The organism is Mycobacterium sp. NPDC050041, assembly GCF_049541695.1.
Lineage (GTDB): Bacteria > Actinomycetota > Actinomycetes > Mycobacteriales > Mycobacteriaceae > Mycobacterium.
Genome location: NZ_JBMVDG010000003.1, coordinates 112,851 through 130,656 on the forward strand (window position 1 = coordinate 112,851; position 17,806 = coordinate 130,656).

Genomic DNA, 17,806 nt, shown 5'->3' on the forward strand with positions numbered 1-17,806 from the left:
GATGCTCGACGCCATCGCCCGGGCAGTGATCGCCGCACCCAAGCGGGTGCTCGCGATCGCCGTCGGGCTGATGGCGATCGCCGGCGTCCTCGGCGCGCCTGTCGGCTCGATGCTGTCGGTCGTCGGATTCAGTGACCCCGGCGCGGAATCCAGCCGCGCCAACCGGATACTCGTCGACGAACTCGGCCAGGGTTACGTGCCGCTCTACCTCCTCGTCGAAGCGCCCGGGCCGGTCACGGCACCGCAGGCACGAGCGGTGATCGACGGCATGGCCCACGATCTGCGCGCCGCCGACGAGGTGGCCCGGGTCAATTCGCCCTTCGAGGTGCCCGATCCCGTCGCGGCCGGACTCGTCAGCCGAGACGGACGTTCGGCACTCCTCGTCGCGTTCCTCGAAGGAGACGAAAGCGAAGGACTCGCCAACGCACCGGCCGTCCAGGAGCGGTTCGCCGGGGACCACGGCCCCGGGATCAGCGTGTCGGTGGGCGGACCGGGCGCCGTGTCCGCGCAGATCGCCGAACAGAGCCGCAGCGACCTGACGCTCAGCGAGGCAATCGTGCTGCCCCTGAGCTTCCTGGTGCTGATCTGGGTCTTCGGCGGTGTGATCGCCGCACTGATCCCGCTCGCCGTCGGGGCATTCGCGATCGTCGGAACCACGGCAGTGCTCCGCGGACTGGCCGAGATCACCGAGGTGTCGGTCTTCGCGATGAATCTCGCGGTGGCACTGGGACTCGCGCTCTCCATCGACTACTCCCTGCTCCTGGTGAGCCGCTACCGGGAGGAGATCGCTGCCGGGCTCGAGCCGCCCGACGCTGTCCGGCGAACGTTGCGCACCGCAGGCCGAACCGTCGTCTTCTCCGCGGTCACCGTGGCGCTCGGGCTGGCGACCATGGCCGCATTCCCGATGAGTTTCCTGCGATCGTTCGCCTACGGGGCGGTGTCGGTGGTGGCGCTGGCGGCGGCGGCCGCGCTGGTGTTGGCGCCCGCGGCCATCCTGTTGACCGCCGGCCGGATCGGCAGGGCGGGACGTCGCGCTCCGCTCACCGAGAGCCGTTGGTACTCCTTGGCGCTGGCGGTCATGCGCCGGCCGGTGGTGGCGGCCGCGGCGACGGTGATCCCGTTGATTCTCGTCGGCCTACCGTTTCTCGGCGTCGAGTTCGGCTTCCCCGACGATCGCATCCTGCCGACGTCGACCGAAGCGCGTCAGGTCGGTGACCGGATCCGCGCCGATTTCACCCAGGAGGCCGGAGCGGCGACCGCCATCGTGATCACCGGCGTCGACCGCGTCGAGGCGGGAGCGCTCGACACCTACGCTGCAGAACTGTCCCGGGTGCCGGGCGTCGCCGTGGTGTCGGCACCCAGGGCGATGTATGCCCACGGGTCACCGGTGGCACCACCCCTCGCTGCGGCCGTCGAGCAGGGCGACGTCGCGCTGATCACCGTCAGTGCCCCGGCTCCGCCGTACTCCGCCGAATCGAAGGCGGTGCTGGAGGAGCTGCGGGCGGTGCCCAAGCCGGTGGGACCAGGTGTCCTGTTCACCGGTGCCGAGCAGTCCAACCACGATGCCGTGCAGTCGATCGAGTCGAAGTTGCCGCTCATGCTGGCACTCATCGCTGTGGTGATGTTCGTGCTGTTGTTCGCCCTGAGTGGCAGCCTGGTGATACCGCTGAAGGCGTTGTTGCTCAATGTGTTGTCGTTGTCGGCGACCTTCGGGGCGATGGTGTGGATCTTCCAGGACGGACACCTGGGCGGCCTCGGAACGACGGCAACGGGCACACTCCAAGCCAACATGCCGGTGCTGATGTTCTGCATCACCTTCGGCCTCTCGATGGACTACGAGGTGTTCCTCATCTCCCGTATTCGGGAGTTCTGGCTGGCATCCGATCGATCGGACGCCGCGAACACCGAGGCGGTCGCGCTGGGGCTCGCGAGCACCGGACGTATCGTCACCGCCGCAGCGTTGATCATGGCGATCACGTTCGCCGGCCTCATCGCGTCGAAGGTGGCGATGCTGCGCTTCTTCGGACTGGGACTGACCGTCGCGGTGCTGGTGGACGCCACGGTGATCAGGTCGGTGCTGCTGCCGTCGGTGATGGTGCTCCTCGGCCGGTGGAACTGGTGGGCGCCAGCGCCATTGGCCCGTCTACACGGGAGACTCGCCCAGTCCGGGCAGAATCTCATTCTTCACAGTGACTCGGGGGTTTCGACGTGACCGTTCAACGACTCAGCGGCTTCGACACCAGCCTCTTGCGACTCGAGACCGCCGCCGAGCCCATGACGATCTCGGTGCTCCTGGAGCTGGACACCTCGACCATGCCGCGCGGATACCGCTTCGGCACGTTCCGCGAGGACCTGCTCGGACACATCGGCGCGGTGCCCGAGTTCCGGACGATGCTCTCCGACCGCCGAACGGACCTGGGCAACCCATTGTGGGTGCAGGACCGCGACTTCGACGTCGACCGGCATCTGCACCGCGTCGAACTGCCCGCGCCGGCCGGACGTCACGAATTGTCCGCACTCGTCTCACAGCTCGTCGCCGCACCGCTGGACCGGACCCGGCCACTGTGGGAGATGTGGGTCATCGAGGGCCTTTCGGCCACTGCTCTCGGCACCGACGGGCGCATCGCGGTGCTGACGAAGATCCACCACAGCATGCTGGACGGGTCCGGTAGCCGCGATCTGTTCTCCCGGCTGCTCGGCACGGACCCTGATCCTTCGCCGGCCGCGCCGGTGCCCGACGCGGCTTCCCCGAATCGGAGGGTGATCGCCTGGGACGGCTGGGTGCGGATCGGCCGTCGCCTGCGGCACTTCGTCACGGCGGTGTTGCCGGCGAGTACGACGGCTGCGCTGAAGGTGATCCGCCGGGCCGCAACCGGCCGCGGCACCACCGGCGTACTCAGCGCTCCGCGAACGCCGTTCAACGGCGACATCACCGCCGAGCGCGCCGTCGCCTACACCGGGCTCAGCCTCGATGACGTCAAGACCGTGAAGAACGCGTTCGGGGTGAAGGTCAATGACGTTGTGCTCGCGGTGGTGTCGGGCGCGATCCGCCGCTACCTGCTCGACCGCGACGCCCTTCCCGAGGAGGCACTGGTCGCCATGATCCCGATCGGGGTCGTCGACGAATCGGACCTGTCGGGCGCCAACAACATGTCGGTGATGTTCTCCAGCCTGCACACTCACGTGGATGATCCGGTGCAGCGACTCCTGGCGGTCGCCGGGGCGACCGCCCGGGCCAAAGCAGCCAGCGCCGACATCGTCGGCACCCTGGTGCGGGACTGGGCCGAGTGCGCCCCCGGGCTGATGGGTGCGGTGACGTGGCTCTACGCCCGCTCGGGGCTCAGCGCCCGCAGACCGTGGTTCAATCTGTCGCTGTCGAACGTCATCGGTGCGTTGGAGCAGTCCTACCTTCTCGGGGCGACGGTGCGGCGGATCTACCCGCTCGGGCCGGTGCTGAACGGAGTAGGGCTGAACGTCTCGGTGGGCACCTACTACGGGCACTTCGACGTGGGCCTGGTGGCGTGCGCCGACCTGCTGCCCGACGTCTGGGAACTGGCCGACGGCCTCCCGGTGGCACTCGCGGAATTACTCGACGCCGCAGGGGAATTGACCTTCAAGAGCTCCTAGAGCCGCGGCGCCGTCGAAGTCAGGCCGAAACGGCAGCGCTCGACACGGAACCGGCGCGGGCCTCGGCGAGGATCTCGTCGTAATCCCATCGCGTCGGCTTGGGCATCCCGATCGGGGTCCACTTCGTGAACCACCATCCGTTCGGATGAGCCTCCGCAGCAGGCGCGATGCCCAGCTGTGCCCGCACCTCGTCGAGGGGCTTGTCGAGCAGCTCTTCCCATGGTGCCGCCACGATGAGGTCGGCCCGGCTCCCCCGCTCGAGTGCCTCCCGGTAGACGCGCACCTTGTGTCGCATAGAGGCACCGGGAATGGTGATCGCCATCAGGTAGCCCAGCTTCTTGAGCGGCCCCGCGGGTTCCATCTGGCCGCAGTGCAATCCGATGGTGGCGACCTCGCCGGCCATGTCGGGCCCGTAACCGCCGAGTACGTGGTGGATGTCGTGCAGCGCGGTGGTTCGCACCATCAGGTAGTAGAAATCCTCGGACCAGTTGTACTTCTCGGCCAGCGGACGAATGACCTTGTTCTCCTGGAACACCCCGGCGTCGAGACGGTTGGACCGCAGAAAGGTGCGGTATGCGTGACCCACTGTCCCGGGCGGCAATGACGCGAGGTACTCGTCGTCGCGGAGGACCGCCAGCAGGTCGGGCTTGTCCCGCAGCAGGATCCGGCCGGTGGGGTGCGAGCGCACCTGGTAGTACGACCGCGCGTACTGGGCCGCCTCCATCGCCAGATAGGCGACGTACACCTGGTCGATGTGGTGACCGGTCAGAATGAATCCGCGCCAGCATTTCAGGACGGTCAGCCAGCTCTTCTGATCCGGAACGATCCCGTCGGGATTCGAATACTCGGCCGCTCGCTCCGCGGACTCCGTCGACGACATCGAACACCCCTCCCCACATCGGTGATGTTCACTGACCCTACAGCGATGACCAGTCCCCGCCAAGGTTTTGTCGGCTACGGCCCGAAGCCGTATTTAATAGCCACACTGGTCAATTCGCATTCGGCGAACCGGCGTGGCAGGTCACGCCCACAGCGCGGCATCCGCGGTGGAAAGAGCTTCGGCCGCGTTGTCGGTGACCCGCTCACCCGGGGTGAACACCACCGGGATGCGCCGGTATCCCCGGGTGACCGAATTCCCGTGGAACGTCGCAGTGGCGCCCGGGGCGAGCGAGAGGTCGGGCATCCGCCGCAGCGCCTGCTCGACACCGATGCGGAACTCCAGCCGCGCGAGATTGGAGCCGAGGCAGCGGTGAACGCCTGCGCCGAAGCCGAGGTGCCGGTTCGCGGTCCGGTCCAGCACGCACCGCTGCGGCTCGGGGAAGGCGTCGTCGTCGCGGTTGGCCGACGCGTAGTTCACCACGACCGACTCACCGGGATGGAAGGTGTGCCCGCTGACTTCGACTTCCTTCGCGACGGTCCGGGGGATGCCGTGGATCGAGCCGGCGAATCGGAGGAACTCCTCGATCGCCTTCGGCATCAGGTCGGGTTCACCGATCAGGCGATCGCGATCGTCGGGATGCGTTGCGAGGTAATGGAATGCGAAGGACATCGCGTTGGCCGTCGTCTCCAACCCGGCCTGCACCAGCAACATGGCGTTGGAGACGACGTCCTCGAAACGCAGCCTCTCGCCGTCGATCTCCGCCCGAAGGAGAACGTCGATCATGTCGTCCCTCGGTGACTGCGTGCTGCGCAGCGACACCGCATCGTGGATGTGCTGGTAGAGCCCGCCCCACGCCGTCATGCGGTCCTGCTCGGTCTCACCGTTCAGGGCGCGGTCGGCGAGCTGTATGCACAGCGGGACATCGTCGACGGGCATACCGAGCAGGTATTTGAAGAAAACGATCCCGGGTTGCCGCCAGGCGACCTGCGCCAGGTCGCCCTCTCCCTCCTCGATGAAGCCGTCGATCAGCAGATCGGTTTCGGCGCGGATCTGGGGGCTGAGCGCCTTCATCCGCGCAGGCGAGAAGTAGGGGTTGAGGACCCGGCGGAACTCCTGCTGCCGTGGCGGATCGAGGGTGATGACGAGATCGCCGGCGAGTTGCTCGGCACCCTCCGGGGTCGGATTGCTGGAGAAGTGCTCCCAGTCCTGCAGGATCTGGTGACATTCGCGGTAACGCACGGCGACCCACGCCCCGTCTGGCGACGTGCTGAGGAACGGTGTGTCGGTGTGGACGAACGGGCCGTCGCGTCGCATGACGGCATACACCTCGTAGAGAAATCCGTCATCCTGGAAGTCCTCGTGCCGGAGGTCCCAGTCGGCGGCATGCGATTCGGGCGGCTTCGGCACCTGAGCGACTCCTGCCTGTATCCGTCGGACGACAGTCGTCCGACGCCTTCGGCCGGAACGGCGAGGTCGCGTCCGACTTTCACTGACTATAGTCATCGAGGGCACTGCGGTGGAAGGCCTCGCTCATCAGGCAAGCGATTGCCGCACAGCCATCTCGCCCGCCGTCCGGAACTCACGCGTGATGACCACGGTCAGCGAAGCGCCGGCTCCCGTCGACCTGTGACGTTCGCGACAGAATGCGCGTACCTTACTCTGGAGTAAGATACGGTCCAGATACCGCCCGACGAAGTGAGGCTGTCGCATGACCAACACCCTGCCGTCCAAGCACGGCTCCGAGCCGAAGCGTCCGCGGCGCTCCGGGCGCGAGAGCGCCATCGGCATGCAACGCCCCAAGCGGACGGCGACGTCTGTGGGATTGGCGCTGGTCACACCCCTCGTCGGCCAGGAGTTCCTGGACCGGCACGGGCTTCGCGACCCGCTCAACCGCGGTCTGCGCTACGGCGTGAGGACGGCGTTCTCCGCCCTCGGCGCCTCCACCCGCCAGTTCAACCGCGTGCAGGGTCTCGGTAAACCGCCGACGCGACTGAAGCCGAGCGGCGCCGACTATTTCGACCTGACGCCCGACGACGACCAGAAGATGATCGTCGAGACGGTCGCGGAGTTCGCCGAGGAGATCCTCCGCCCCGCCGCTTACGACGCCGATGCCGCCGCGGCGTACCCGGCAGATCTCATCGCCAGGGCCGCTGAACTCGGCATCACCGCCGTCAATGTGCCCGAGGACTTCGACGGCATCGCCGAGCACCGCAGCACCATCACCAACGCCCTCGTCGCCGAAGCCCTCGCGTACGGCGACATGGGGCTGGCGCTGCCGATCCTGGCCCCCGGTGGCGTCGCGTCGGCTCTGACGCACTGGGGCAGCGCCGACCAGCAGGCCACCTACCTCAAGGAGTTCGCCGGCGAGAAGGTCCCGCAGGCGTGCGTCGCGATCGCCGAGCCGCACGCGCTGTTCGATCCGACCGCGTTGCGGACCACTGCCGTGCGCACTCCGAGCGGCTACCGGTTGACCGGGGTGAAATCCCTGGTCCCTGCCGCGGCCGACTCAGAGCTGTTCGTCATCGGCGCTCAACTCAACGGCAAGCCCGCCCTGTTCCTCGTCGAGTCCGCTTCCGAGGGACTGACCGTCAAGGCCGACCCGAGCATGGGCATCCGCGCCGCCGCACTCGGCCGTGTCGAACTCGACAACGTCGCGGTTCCGCTGAGCAACCGGCTCGGCGAGGACCAGGCCACCGACGCGGACTACTCGGAGGCGATCGCACTGGCCCGACTGGGTTGGGCCGCACTGGCCGTCGGCACGTGTCATGCCGTCCTCGACTACGTCGTGCCCTACGTCAAGGAACGTGAGGCCTTCGGCGAGCCGATCGCGCACCGTCAGTCGGTGGCCTTCATGTGCGCGAACATCGCCATCGAACTCGACGGGCTGCGGCTCATCACCTGGCGCGGCGCCGCGCGCGCGGAACAGGGCCTGTCCTTCGCCCGCGAGGCGGCCCTGGCCAAGAAGTTCGGCACCGACAAGGGAATGCAGATCGGTCTGGACGGCGTCCAGCTGCTGGGCGGTCACGGATTCACCAAGGAGCATCCGGTGGAACGTTGGTACCGCGATCTGCGCGCGCTCGGCGTCGCCGAGGGCGTCGTCGTCCTGTAACGGCAAGCACCTAGAAACCAGGAACGGAAACCCAGTCATGGCAATCAATCTGGAAATGCCGAAGAAGTTGCAGGCCGTGATCGACATGGCGCACGAAGGCGCCGCCGAGATGCTGCGGCCCATCTCACGCAAGTACGACCTCGCCGAGCACGCCTACCCGGTGGAACTGGACACCCTCGCGGATCTGTTCGAGGGGATCTCCGAGGCCAACACCATCTCGTTCGCCGGCGCCGAGGCGTTCCGCGATTCGAGCGGTGGCCCCAAGCAGAACGTCAACGGCGGGAACATGTCCGCCCTGGTGAACGCGCTGGAGGTGAGCTGGGGCGACGTGGCATTACTGCTGTCGGTGCCACGTCAAGGCCTGGGTAACGCCGCCATCTCCTCGGTGGCAACACCCGAACAGCTGGAAAAGCTGGGCAAGGATGTGTGGGCCGCGATGGCGATCACCGAGCCCGGCTTCGGATCCGACTCGGCGGCGGTGACCACCACCGCGGTGCTCGACGGCGACGAGTACGTGATCAACGGCGAGAAGATCTATGTCACCGCGGGATCCCGCGCCACCCACATCGTGGTGTGGGCGACCCTGGACAAGTCGCTGGGCCGGGCGGCGATCAAGTCGTTCATCGTGCCGCGCGAACATCCGGGTGTCACCGTCGAGCGACTCGAGCACAAACTCGGCATCAAGGCTTCCGACACCGCCGCCATCCGTTTCGAGAATGCCCGGGTGCCGAAGGAGAACCTGCTCGGCGACCACGAGATCCACGTCGACAAGGGTTTCGCCGGGGTGATGGAGACCTTCGACAACACCCGCCCGATCGTGGCCGCGATGGCCGTCGGGATCGCCCGCGCCGCCCTGGAGGATCTGCGCAAGATCCTCACCGACGCCGGGATCGAGATCTCCTACGACAAGCCCGCCCACGCGCAAAGCGCAGCGGCCGCCGAGTTCCTGCGGATGGAGGCCGACTGGGAGGCGGGCTACCTGCTGACCGTGCGGTCCGCGTGGCAGGCCGACAACGCCATCCCGAACTCCAAAGAGGCGTCGATGGGCAAGGCCAAGTCCGCCCGGGTAGCCAGCGACATCACCCTCAAGGCCGTCGAGATGGCCGGGACCACCGGCTATTCAGAGGAGACGCTACTTGAGAAGTGGGCCCGCGACAGCAAGATCCTCGACATCTTCGAGGGCACCCAGCAGATCCAGCAGCTGGTCGTGGCGCGCCGGCTGCTCGGGTTGTCCTCCGCCGAGCTCAAGTAGTCGCCGAAGCTCAGAAGCCGCCGGCGACCGCGACGCGGGTGCGCCCGGTGACGCCGCCGCCGACGATGGTGCGCAGCGTCTTCGGCGCGTCGAGAATCGACACATCGGTGGTGATCGCGTCGAGGTGGGCCGGCTTCAGGTCGCCTTCGATCGACCGCCAGAGTTCGCGGCGCCGCTCGATCGGCAGCTGGACCGAGTCGATTCCCGCCAGGGTGACGCCGCGCAGGATGAACGGCAGCACCGTGGTCGGGAGCTCCGGTGACCGCGCGAGACCGGACACCGCCGCCACGCCGCCGTAGTTCAGGACGCTGAGCGCATAGGCCAGGGTGTCCCCGCCGACGCTGTCGACGACGGCGGCGTAGCTGGACCTGCCCAGCGGGCGCACCTTCTCGCCCTCGGCGGGCAGCCGGCCGATCACCTGGTAGGCGCCCAGCCCCATCAGGTAGTCGTGCGCCTCCGCCTTTCCCGTCGAGGCGATCACCTCGTAACCCAGCCCGGCCAGCAGGTCGACACTGATGCTGCCAACGCCTCCGGTGGCGCCTGTCACCAGGATCGGCCCGTCTTGGGGACGGATGCCGTTGATGCGCAAGACGTCCACGCTCATCGCGGCGGTGAACCCGGCGGTGCCGATCGCCGCCGCCTCGGCGGTGCTGAGCGCCTCCAGCTTGACGAGGTAGTCCGCCGGGTGGCGAGCCCGGTCGGCGTAGCCGCCGTGTCGGCCGGTGCCGATGTCGTAGCCGTGCGCGACCACCCGGTCGCCCGGCGCGAAACCGTCGGCCGAGCTCGCCACCACGGTCCCGGCGGCGTCGATGCCGGGAATCAGCGGATAGGAGCGGGCCACGCCGCCCTTGGGGGTGACGGCCAACGCGTCTTTGTAATTCACGCCGGAGTATTCGACGGCGATCGTGACCTCACCGTCGGGCAGGAAGCTTTCGTCGACCACTTCCGGGTTCAGGGTGATCGATCCGTCGGAGTCCTGGTGCGCCACGAGGGCGTTGACTGCGGTCATGTCGCCATCGTAGAGACGCGAAACCCCCGCGACGCGCGAGGCGTGGCGGGGGTTCCGCGATCTCTTCGTTCGGTCAGCCGATCAGCACCCGCTGAAGGTCGGGCTTCATCTGCTGCAGCTGCTGGCCCCAGTACATCCAGGTGTGGGTGCCGCTCGGCGGGAAGTTGAACACGCCGTTCTGGCCGCCCGCGGCGATGTACCGCTCCTGGAAACTGATGTTGGTGCGCAGCGTCAGACTCTCCAGGAATTCCTGCGGCAGGCCGCCGCCGCCCAACTCGCCGGGCTTGCCGCTGCCGCAGTAGACCCAGATGCGGGTGCCGTTCGCGACGATCCTGTCGATGTTGACCGTCGGGTCGTTGCGCCGCCACGCCTCGCTGCCGCCCGGGCCCCACATCGGTTCGGACTTGTAGCCACCGGCGTCGCCCATCGCCAGGCCGACCAGGAACGGCCACTGGCCCTCGGACAGGTTCAGGAAGCCCGACAGCGACGCGGCGTAGATGAACTGCTGCGGGTGGTAGGCCGACAGGATCAGCGAGGCGGATCCCGCCATGGAGAGACCGACCGCGGCACTACCGGTGGGCTTGACGTCCCGGTTGGCCGCCAGCCAGTTCGGCAGCTCGGAGGTCAGGAAGGTCTCCCACTTGTAGGTCTGGCAACCGGCCTTGCCGCACGCCGGCTGGTACCAGTCGGTGTAGAAGCTCGACTGTCCACCCACCGGGAGCACCAGCGACAGACCCGAATCGAGGTACCACTCGAACGCCTGGGTCTCGATGTCCCAGCCGTTGAAGTCTTCGCGGGCGCGCAGTCCGTCGAGCAGATAGACGATGGGCGATCCGGCGCCACCGCTCTGGAACTGCACCTTGATGTCGCGGCCCATCGACGGTGACGGAACCATCAGGTATTCGACGGGCAGGCCCGGACGGGAGAACGCCCCGGCGATCGCCGAGCCGCCCGTGAAGCCGATCACGCCGGGGAGCAGCGCCGCGACGGCGGCGGTCACCGCGAAGCGGCGGGCCCAACGGTTACGAAACTTGTCAACGAAGGTCATAGAGAGGAGTCCATCCATCTACCGGTTACCGCGTCATTCGCCACTAGCCCGCGATCACAGATCGCACAGACGGCACCACAGCGGTTTCTTCACTGCGCTGCCGCGCGCCCGCCCGGGCTGACCGTGAAAACGGCAGCAGAACGGACCGAAGCATTCAGTTGTCGCGCCCTGAGTAAAACATGAGGGTCAAGCTGAGAAAACCCCGTGAACAGGCTGAGCCGTCCTCCGGGCGTCCCGGGCGAGACGCCACCCGCCCGCAGGCAGAGCCGTCCCCGAACCGCCTACCAGGGCGAACACCGGTAAGTCACCGATTCAGCCGTCGCGAAACCATCCCTGCCGCGGATCTCGCACGTCGGCCTTTCCGTTGTGCGGACCCGACGTGCTGTCCGGGCACGTGATCGTCGATCGTCTGACCGAAGTGCTTGTCCCCGCAGAACACGACCCGGCTGCGCCCCTGCAGGCGAGAATGCATCGAGGGCTGTTGAAAATCGATGCACAGCCCTGTGTGCAGTCTCGCCTGCAGGGGCGAGGCACGTCAGTACCAGCAGCGCCCGGTCATCGTGCGCGGCTACCCGCCCGCGACTGCGCGCGGACATCAACCGCCAATGGCAGATGCCGGTATCGTTCGGGCCGCCGTCGACAACGCCGAGTGCATGTCGGCCCACCAGGAGGAGACGACGATGGCCGAATTGCGCGACGGCGTCACCCGCGGGTTCCAGAAATACCTGGCCAATCCGCTGATGCGGCTGGTGCCGATCCAGACGCTGCTCGAGACCACCGGCCGCAGATCCGCCCCGGCGAACCCCGCTGGGCGGCAGGAGAATCGGCGACGCCTTCTGGTTCGTCTCGGAATTCGGCGAGAAGTCGCAGTACATCCGCAACATCCAGGCCGACCCGCGGGTGCGGGTGCGGCTGCGGGGCAGGTGGCACTCGGGCACCGCGCACCTAATGCCGGACGACGACGCCCGCGCCCGGTTGCGTGAGCTCCCGCAGTTCAACAGCTTTGGAGTGCGCACCTTCGGCACCAGCCTGCTCACCGTGCGCGTCGACCTCGACGGGTGAGGATCGCCGGCACGTAGGATCCGGACATGGCGGCCCGAACCAGGACGACCACGGCGACGCAGCGCGAGCACTTCGTGGACTTCATGTTGCGGCCGTGAGCCGCCCGGTCATTCGCGGCGCGCCAATGCGGCCAGATGGTCGAGCGAGTTCTGCAGGTGCTCAATCTTGAACGGCGGGAACTCGATGTGCTCGCGCAGGCTCGGCGGCACCGCGGACCAGTCGTAGGTCAGTGTCACCCGGGTGCGGGCGGCGTGCTCGGCGGCCAGGTCATAGCGCCAGATCCAGCCACCGAACTCGAGATCCCCTCCGTCCGAGAGCTGTTGGCCCGGTTCCCAGGCGATCGCGTGCGGACGGTCGAAGTGCACCACCTTGTTCGCCATCTCGTAGTGACCGTCGGGATGGTTCCCGTGGAACATGGCGATCCGGAAGATCTGGCCGGCCTCGGTGAGCACGCGCCCGTCGAGCGACTCGCGCACCCACCCGGTGCCGTCGATCGCGGCGTGCTGCGCGGGATCGGCCAGGATCGAGAAGACGGTGTCGGCGGAGGCGTCGACGGTCGTGGTGGCGGTCATGACGTCGTTCGGCATGGTTGTGACCCTTTCTCGGCGGCTGTCACGAGAACGACCCGGAACGTGCTCCGAACTCATCGGGGACCCTTGCACCGGACCGAAGATGAAAGTAACGTCAGTTTCAGTTTCATGAACCCCACGTCATCGGAGCCGCTGATGGAATCGTTCGTCCACCTGCACAGAGGCAAGACGCCGCGCCGCCCGCACGCGGACCTCGACGGCCAGAAGGACGACGAACTCGGTCGCGGTGGCTTCACCGGACGCACCGCCAACCTCTATCGACGCAACGATCCCACCGCGTTCCGCGCCGCGGGCCCACTGCGTCCCCTCGACGTCCTCGGCGACCAGCTCAAGCCGTCGGACGCGACCGACGCCGCAGGGGCGCCGCTGCTGATGTTCTCGAACGCCGACTGCCAGGTACTGCTGTCGCGGCGCGCCGAGGAGATGCCCTACTTCGCGCGGTACATCGACGGCGACCTGCTGACCTTCGTGCACAAGGGGTCCGGCCTGCTGGAAACGGAGTTCGGGCCGCTGCGCTACCGCGAAGGCGACTGGGTCTACATCCCGAAGGCGTGCAGCTGGCGCCAGGTCCCCGATCACACAGGGGACGGACCTGCCGAGTCGATGTGGCTGATGATCCAGGCCACCGAGGACTTCCGGGTACCGCCCGCCGGCTCGTTGGGCAGGCACTTCCCGTTCGACCCGTCACTGATCGTCGTTCCCGAACCGGCGCCCATCGAAGACGGTGTCGGCCCCCACACCGACGGCGAGTACGAGGTGCGGCTCTTTCACGAGGGCGGGCCGACCAGCCTGTACTACCGACACCATCCGCTCGACGTCGAAGGGTGGCGGGGTGACAACTTCCCCTTCACCTTCAACATCGCCGACTACAACGTCATCACCTCCGACAGCGTGCACCTGCCCCCGACGGTGCATCTGTTCATGCAGGCGACCGGTGTCTACGTGATGAACTTCCTGCCCAAACCCGCCGAATCCGTGCCCGGCACCGAACGCACCCCCTGGTATCACCGCAACGTCGACTTCGACGAGATCGCGTTCTTCCACAGCGGATCGCTCTACGGCATCCCGATGCCGCGAGGGCTGATCTCCCATGCGCCGCAGGGCGTCCATCACGGCGCCCCGGAGAAGGCTCGTGAACGAGCCCGCAGGAAGTTCGACGAGTACAGCCGGGTCGACTGGTCGGTGATCGCCGTCGACACCAGGCGCAGGCTCGTCCCGTCGGCCGAGATCCTCGCCAACGACCTCGGGCAGCACGCATGAGCGCCGAAGCCGTGGCGCCGGTCAGGCACGAGTACGACCGGGTCCCGTATCTCGTTGCTTACCAGAACACTTCGGGCGTTCGCGATGTCTACGGCGGTGTCGCCGAACTCGTCGTGCTGGAGAGTCATCTACTCCGGCCGAAGACCCCGTCCGATACCGTGCTGGTGTTCATGCACCCCATCGGCGGTGGCGCCTACCTCCCGATGATGAACGCGCTGGCCCGCGCCGGGCACCATGTCATCTACTGCAACAGCCGCTTTCGCGGCACCGACTCCGCGCTGTTGATGGAGAAGGTGGTCGAGGACCTCGGCGAGTGCATCAAGGACGCCAAGAACCGGCTCGGCTACCAGAAGGTGGTGCTGGCCGGCTGGAGCGGTGGCGGCTCCCTGTCGGCGTTCTATCAGCAGCAGGCCCAGCATCCCACCGTGACGGCGAGCCCGTCCGGCGACGGACCCGACCTGACGAAGCTGGGTCTCATCCCGGCCGACGGCATCATGCTGCTGGCCGCCCACATCAGCCGGCACGGCACGCTGACCGAGTGGCTCGACGCCTCGATCCTCGACGAGTCCGACCCGACCAGACGCGACCCCGAACTGGACCTCTACAACCCCGACAACCCGAACCAGCCGCCGTACACGCAGGCGTTCCTGGAGCGCTACCGGCAGGCGCAGATCGACCGCAACCGGCGCATCACGAAGTGGGTCAAGGACAAACTGGCCGATCTGAAGGCCGCAGGCCGCGCGGACGACGAGTTCGCCTTCGTCGTGCACGGCACGATGGCCGACCCCCGTTGGCTCGACCCGGCCGTCGACCCGAACGAACGCGCGGCGGGCACCTGCTACCTGGGCGACCCGCAAGTGGTCAACAACGGCCCGGTCGGGCTGGCCCGGTTCTGCACCCTGCGCAGCTGGCTGTCGCAGTGGAGCTACGACGACGCCAACGGCGACGCGGTCTCCGCCGGGCCGGACATCGCGGTGCCCGCGCTGGTGATCGGCAATCTCGCCGACGACGCCTGCACGCCCAGCCACACCCGCAGGCTCTTCGAGGCGCTCGGGCACCCCGATAAGGAGATGCACGAGATCCCCGGCGCCAACCACTACTACGCCGGTCCCGACCAACGCCCTCAATTGCGCCAGGCGGTGAGTATCGTGACGGACTGGCTGATCCGCCACGAATTCGCGAGGGCGCAATGACACCTACCGGCGGGCGAGAAGCCGATCCGGGGCAGACTCCGACCGGTGCGCTGGACGGCGTCCGCGTCATCGAGGTGGGCACGTTGATCTCCGGTCCGTTCGCCGGCCGGCTGCTCGGCGACATGGGCGCCGAGGTCGTCAAGATCGAACCGCCCGGCGCGCCCGACCCGCTGCGCACCTGGGGACAGGCCGAACTCGACGGCAGGCACTTCTTCTGGACGGTGCACGCCAGGAACAAGAAGGCGATCACCCTCGACCTGCGCACTCCCCGCGGCCGCGAGCTGTTCCTCGACCTCGTCGAGCGCTCCGATGTGATCGTGGAGAACTTCCGCCCCGGGACGCTGGAGAAGTGGGACCTGGGCTACGAGGTGCTGCGCGGGCGCAACAAGGGCATCATCCTGGTCCGGGTCTCCGGCTACGGGCAGACCGGACCCGACGCGCACCGCGCGGGATACGCCTCGGTCGCCGAGGCGGCCAGCGGACTGCGCCATCTCAACGGCTTCCCCGGCGGCCCGCCGCCCCGGCTCGCGCTCTCGATCGGCGACAGTCTCGCCGGCATGTTCGCCGCCCAGGGCGCGCTGGCGGCGCTCTACCGTCGCTCGGTCACCGGCGAAGGCCAGATCGTCGACACCGCGCTCACCGAATCCTGTCTGGCCGTGCAGGAATCGACGATCCCGGACTACGACGTCGGCGGTGTCGTGCGCGGACCTTCGGGCACACGGCTGGAGGGCATCGCGCCGTCGAACATCTACAAGACCGCCGACGGCAGCTGGGTGGTGATCGCGGCCAACCAGGACACCGTCTTCCGGAGGCTGTGCCTGGCGATGGACCGCGCGGAGCTCGCCACCGACGACCGGTTCGCCGACCATGTGGCCCGCGGACGCAACCAGGACGAACTCGACAAGATCATCGGCGACTGGGCGGCGGAGCGGGAACCCGGCGACATCATCGACGTGCTGTCGGTCGCCGGGGTGATCGCCGGGCCCATCAACACTGTCGCCGAGGTGGTCGTCGACCCGCAGTTGCGATCCCGCGGCATGATCGCCGAACACTATGACGAGCGGATCGAGCGCACGGTCCTCGGACCCGGCATCGTGCCGAAGCTCTCCGAATCGCCGGGAAGCATCCGCAGTGCGGGCCCATCGCGACCTGGCCGGCACAACGAGGAGATCTACCAGGATCTGCTCGGCCTGACCGCCGGGCAACTCGACGAACTGCGGGCGGAGGGAGTGCTGTGACCGGGCTGCCGGACAGGGTCGACATCCGGGAGGTGTCGCTGCGTGACGGGCTGCAGATCGAGGCGCCGATCCCGTTGTCGGCCAAACTCGAGCTGCTCGAGGCCGTCGTCGCGACCGGCGTCCGCGAGATCGAGGCGACGGCCTTCGTGTCACCGTCGAAGGTGCCCGCACTGGCCGACGCCGCCGAGCTGGCCGCCGAACTCGACCGGTTCCGGGCCGAGCACGACGTCGAGTTCTCCGCCCTGGTGGCGGGTCCCGGCGGGGCAAAGCGCGCCATCGCCGCGGGCATGGGGTCGATCGAGTACGTCGTGTCCGCGGCCGACGGCCACAGCCAGGCCAACGTGGGGCGGTCGACGGCCGAGTCCACCGACCTGATCGCCGACATCACCCGCATCGCCCACGACGGCGGCGCCACCATCGAGGTGATCATCGCCACCGCGTGGGACTGTCCCTTCGACGGCCCAACCGACACGCGCCGCGTCATCGACATCGCCGCAGCGGCCACCGAACTCGGCGCCGACCGGCTGGCGATCGCCGACACGATCGGCACCACGACACCGAAGCGGGTCGCGGACCTGGTCGCCGCGGTCCGCCCGGCCGCCGGCGACGTTCCTCTGGGCGCGCACTTCCACAACACCCGGGGCGCGGGCCTGGCCAGTGCGTACGCCGCCGTCACCGCCGGGATCACCCGGCTCGACGCCTCGGTCGGAGGGCTGGGCGGCTGCCCGTTCGCCCCTGGCGCCAGCGGCAACATCGCCACCGAGGATCTCGTCTACCTGCTGCGCGACAGCGGTATCGAGGTGGATGTCGACCTGCAGGCGGCCATCGCCGCCGCCGACGTGGCGCGCCGGGTCGTCGGCCACGATCTGCCGAGCGCGCTGCTGCGCGCCGGCGACCGGATCCTGCGCTGACCGTGGCCACCGACTCGCTCACCGCCAAAGGCCGCCAGACGCGTGGGGCGATCGAGACGGCAGCACGGAAGCTGTTCGCCGAACGCGGTTTCCACGGCACCACGCTGGCCGACATCACCGCGGCGGCGGGCAAGTCACCCGCGGTGTTCTACCGCTACTACCGCGATAAGGAAGACCTGCTGGTCGCGCTGGCGGAGTCCTTCCTGCACGACGTCGTGGTGCCGTCCGGGCTCACCGTTCACCTGCCCGAGTCGGCCGACGACACCGCGTTCTTCTCGGCAGTCGTCACCGGCTACTGGAACATGTTCAAGCAGAACATCGGCATCATGATCGCGGTCAATCAGCTCGCCGACACCAGGCCGCGATTCGCCGACGTGCAGAACGAGTTTCGGCGCTTCGGCATCGACATGGTCTCCGCGACCGTGCGACGCGCGCAGGAGCAGGGCTACGCCGCCGACCTGACACCGGATCACACCGGGGCGGCGATCGCGCTGCTGTTCGAGAACTTCACGGCGGTGTTCCTGCGGCCCAACGGCCTCGGGCTGCAGATCGGCGACGCCGAGGCGATCACCACGCTGTCGACGATCTGGAAGAAGACACTGTACGGGTACTGAGCGCACCAGAGAG

The 17,806-nt window shown here is 67.9% G+C and carries 14 protein-coding genes and 1 pseudogene; 10 read left to right on the top strand and 5 right to left on the bottom strand.

The window, feature by feature from the left end:
* The first annotated feature begins 1 nt into the window (after position 1).
* Positions 2-2,212, top strand: a complete 2,211-nt coding sequence (locus ACPCHZ_RS10980) for an MMPL family transporter (protein WP_423484799.1) — start codon at positions 2-4, stop codon at positions 2,210-2,212.
* Positions 2,209-3,627, top strand: a complete 1,419-nt coding sequence (locus ACPCHZ_RS10985; protein ID WP_423484800.1) for a WS/DGAT/MGAT family O-acyltransferase — start codon at positions 2,209-2,211, stop codon at positions 3,625-3,627. The genes ACPCHZ_RS10980 and ACPCHZ_RS10985 overlap by 4 nt, the downstream gene beginning before the upstream one ends.
* A gap of 19 nt (positions 3,628-3,646) precedes the next feature.
* Here the strand turns inward: ACPCHZ_RS10985 and ACPCHZ_RS10990 are convergent, their stop codons facing one another.
* Together ACPCHZ_RS10990 and ACPCHZ_RS10995 are read right to left on the bottom strand one after the other, a co-directional pair.
* Positions 3,647-4,507 (bottom strand): Coq4 family protein, encoded by an 861-nt coding sequence (locus ACPCHZ_RS10990; protein WP_423484801.1) that lies wholly within the window; start codon positions 4,505-4,507, stop codon positions 3,647-3,649.
* A 141-nt stretch (positions 4,508-4,648) separates the two neighbouring features.
* A complete protein-coding gene (locus tag ACPCHZ_RS10995; RefSeq protein WP_423484802.1) occupies positions 4,649-5,914 on the bottom strand; it encodes a cytochrome P450 in 1,266 nt (421 codons plus the stop codon).
* Positions 5,915-6,215: 301 nt separating this feature from the next.
* Here ACPCHZ_RS10995 and ACPCHZ_RS11000 point away from each other — a divergent pair, with 301 nt between their 5' ends.
* Together ACPCHZ_RS11000 and ACPCHZ_RS11005 are read left to right on the top strand one after the other, a co-directional pair.
* Positions 6,216-7,616, top strand: coding sequence for an acyl-CoA dehydrogenase family protein (locus ACPCHZ_RS11000; RefSeq protein WP_423484803.1), 1,401 nt, complete (start codon positions 6,216-6,218; stop codon positions 7,614-7,616).
* Between the two features lie 37 nt (positions 7,617-7,653).
* Positions 7,654-8,868: an acyl-CoA dehydrogenase family protein gene (locus ACPCHZ_RS11005; protein WP_423484804.1), complete on the top strand. Its 1,215-nt coding sequence runs from the start codon at positions 7,654-7,656 to the stop codon at positions 8,866-8,868.
* A gap of 10 nt (positions 8,869-8,878) precedes the next feature.
* Here the strand turns inward: ACPCHZ_RS11005 and ACPCHZ_RS11010 are convergent, their stop codons facing one another.
* Both ACPCHZ_RS11010 and ACPCHZ_RS11015 read right to left on the bottom strand, forming a co-directional pair.
* Entirely contained in the window at positions 8,879-9,877 is a 999-nt protein-coding gene (locus tag ACPCHZ_RS11010) for an acryloyl-CoA reductase (RefSeq protein WP_423484805.1), read from the bottom strand.
* Between the two features lie 73 nt (positions 9,878-9,950).
* Positions 9,951-10,925, bottom strand: coding sequence for an esterase family protein (locus ACPCHZ_RS11015; protein ID WP_423484806.1), 975 nt, complete (start codon positions 10,923-10,925; stop codon positions 9,951-9,953).
* A 680-nt stretch (positions 10,926-11,605) separates the two neighbouring features.
* Between ACPCHZ_RS11015 and ACPCHZ_RS11020 the strand changes: the two are divergent.
* Positions 11,606-11,987 (top strand): annotated as a pseudogene (locus ACPCHZ_RS11020) (nitroreductase/quinone reductase family protein).
* Positions 11,988-12,094: 107 nt separating this feature from the next.
* Here ACPCHZ_RS11020 and ACPCHZ_RS11025 read toward each other — a convergent pair.
* The gene (locus tag ACPCHZ_RS11025; RefSeq protein ID WP_423484807.1) at positions 12,095-12,574 is read right to left on the bottom strand and encodes an SRPBCC family protein; all 480 of its coding nucleotides are present in this window, start codon (positions 12,572-12,574) and stop codon (positions 12,095-12,097) included.
* A 138-nt stretch (positions 12,575-12,712) separates the two neighbouring features.
* Between ACPCHZ_RS11025 and ACPCHZ_RS11030 the strand changes: the two genes are divergently transcribed.
* The 5 genes from ACPCHZ_RS11030 to ACPCHZ_RS11050 are packed head-to-tail and all read left to right on the top strand — an operon-like array spanning position 12,713 to position 17,793.
* Entirely contained in the window at positions 12,713-13,837 is a 1,125-nt protein-coding gene (locus tag ACPCHZ_RS11030; RefSeq protein WP_423485346.1) for a homogentisate 1,2-dioxygenase, read from the top strand.
* Entirely contained in the window at positions 13,834-15,030 is a 1,197-nt protein-coding gene (locus ACPCHZ_RS11035; protein ID WP_423484808.1) for an alpha/beta fold hydrolase, read from the top strand. Before ACPCHZ_RS11030 ends, ACPCHZ_RS11035 begins: the two co-directional genes overlap by 4 nt.
* Entirely contained in the window at positions 15,027-16,268 is a 1,242-nt protein-coding gene (locus tag ACPCHZ_RS11040; RefSeq protein ID WP_423484809.1) for a CaiB/BaiF CoA transferase family protein, read from the top strand. The genes ACPCHZ_RS11035 and ACPCHZ_RS11040 overlap by 4 nt, the downstream gene beginning before the upstream one ends.
* The gene (locus ACPCHZ_RS11045; protein WP_423484810.1) at positions 16,265-17,179 is read left to right on the top strand and encodes a hydroxymethylglutaryl-CoA lyase; all 915 of its coding nucleotides are present in this window, start codon (positions 16,265-16,267) and stop codon (positions 17,177-17,179) included. Before ACPCHZ_RS11040 ends, ACPCHZ_RS11045 begins: the two co-directional genes overlap by 4 nt.
* A gap of 2 nt (positions 17,180-17,181) precedes the next feature.
* Positions 17,182-17,793: a TetR/AcrR family transcriptional regulator gene (locus tag ACPCHZ_RS11050; protein ID WP_423484811.1), complete on the top strand. Its 612-nt coding sequence runs from the start codon at positions 17,182-17,184 to the stop codon at positions 17,791-17,793.
* The last annotated feature ends 13 nt before the right edge of the window (positions 17,794-17,806 follow it).

Coding starts and splice junctions, on each gene's coding strand:
- ACPCHZ_RS11030 (WP_423485346.1), top strand. CDS start 12,713: ATGGAATCGTTCGTCCACCTGCACAGAGGCAAGACGCCGCGCCGCCCG.
- ACPCHZ_RS11035 (WP_423484808.1), top strand. CDS start 13,834: ATGAGCGCCGAAGCCGTGGCGCCGGTCAGGCACGAGTACGACCGGGTC.
- ACPCHZ_RS11000 (WP_423484803.1), top strand. CDS start 6,216: ATGACCAACACCCTGCCGTCCAAGCACGGCTCCGAGCCGAAGCGTCCG.
- ACPCHZ_RS11025 (WP_423484807.1), bottom strand. CDS start 12,574: ATGCCGAACGACGTCATGACCGCCACCACGACCGTCGACGCCTCCGCC.
- ACPCHZ_RS11015 (WP_423484806.1), bottom strand. CDS start 10,925: ATGACCTTCGTTGACAAGTTTCGTAACCGTTGGGCCCGCCGCTTCGCG.
- ACPCHZ_RS11040 (WP_423484809.1), top strand. CDS start 15,027: ATGACACCTACCGGCGGGCGAGAAGCCGATCCGGGGCAGACTCCGACC.
- ACPCHZ_RS11005 (WP_423484804.1), top strand. CDS start 7,654: ATGGCAATCAATCTGGAAATGCCGAAGAAGTTGCAGGCCGTGATCGAC.
- ACPCHZ_RS11010 (WP_423484805.1), bottom strand. CDS start 9,877: ATGACCGCAGTCAACGCCCTCGTGGCGCACCAGGACTCCGACGGATCG.
- ACPCHZ_RS10990 (WP_423484801.1), bottom strand. CDS start 4,507: ATGTCGTCGACGGAGTCCGCGGAGCGAGCGGCCGAGTATTCGAATCCC.
- ACPCHZ_RS10980 (WP_423484799.1), top strand. CDS start 2: ATGCTCGACGCCATCGCCCGGGCAGTGATCGCCGCACCCAAGCGGGTG.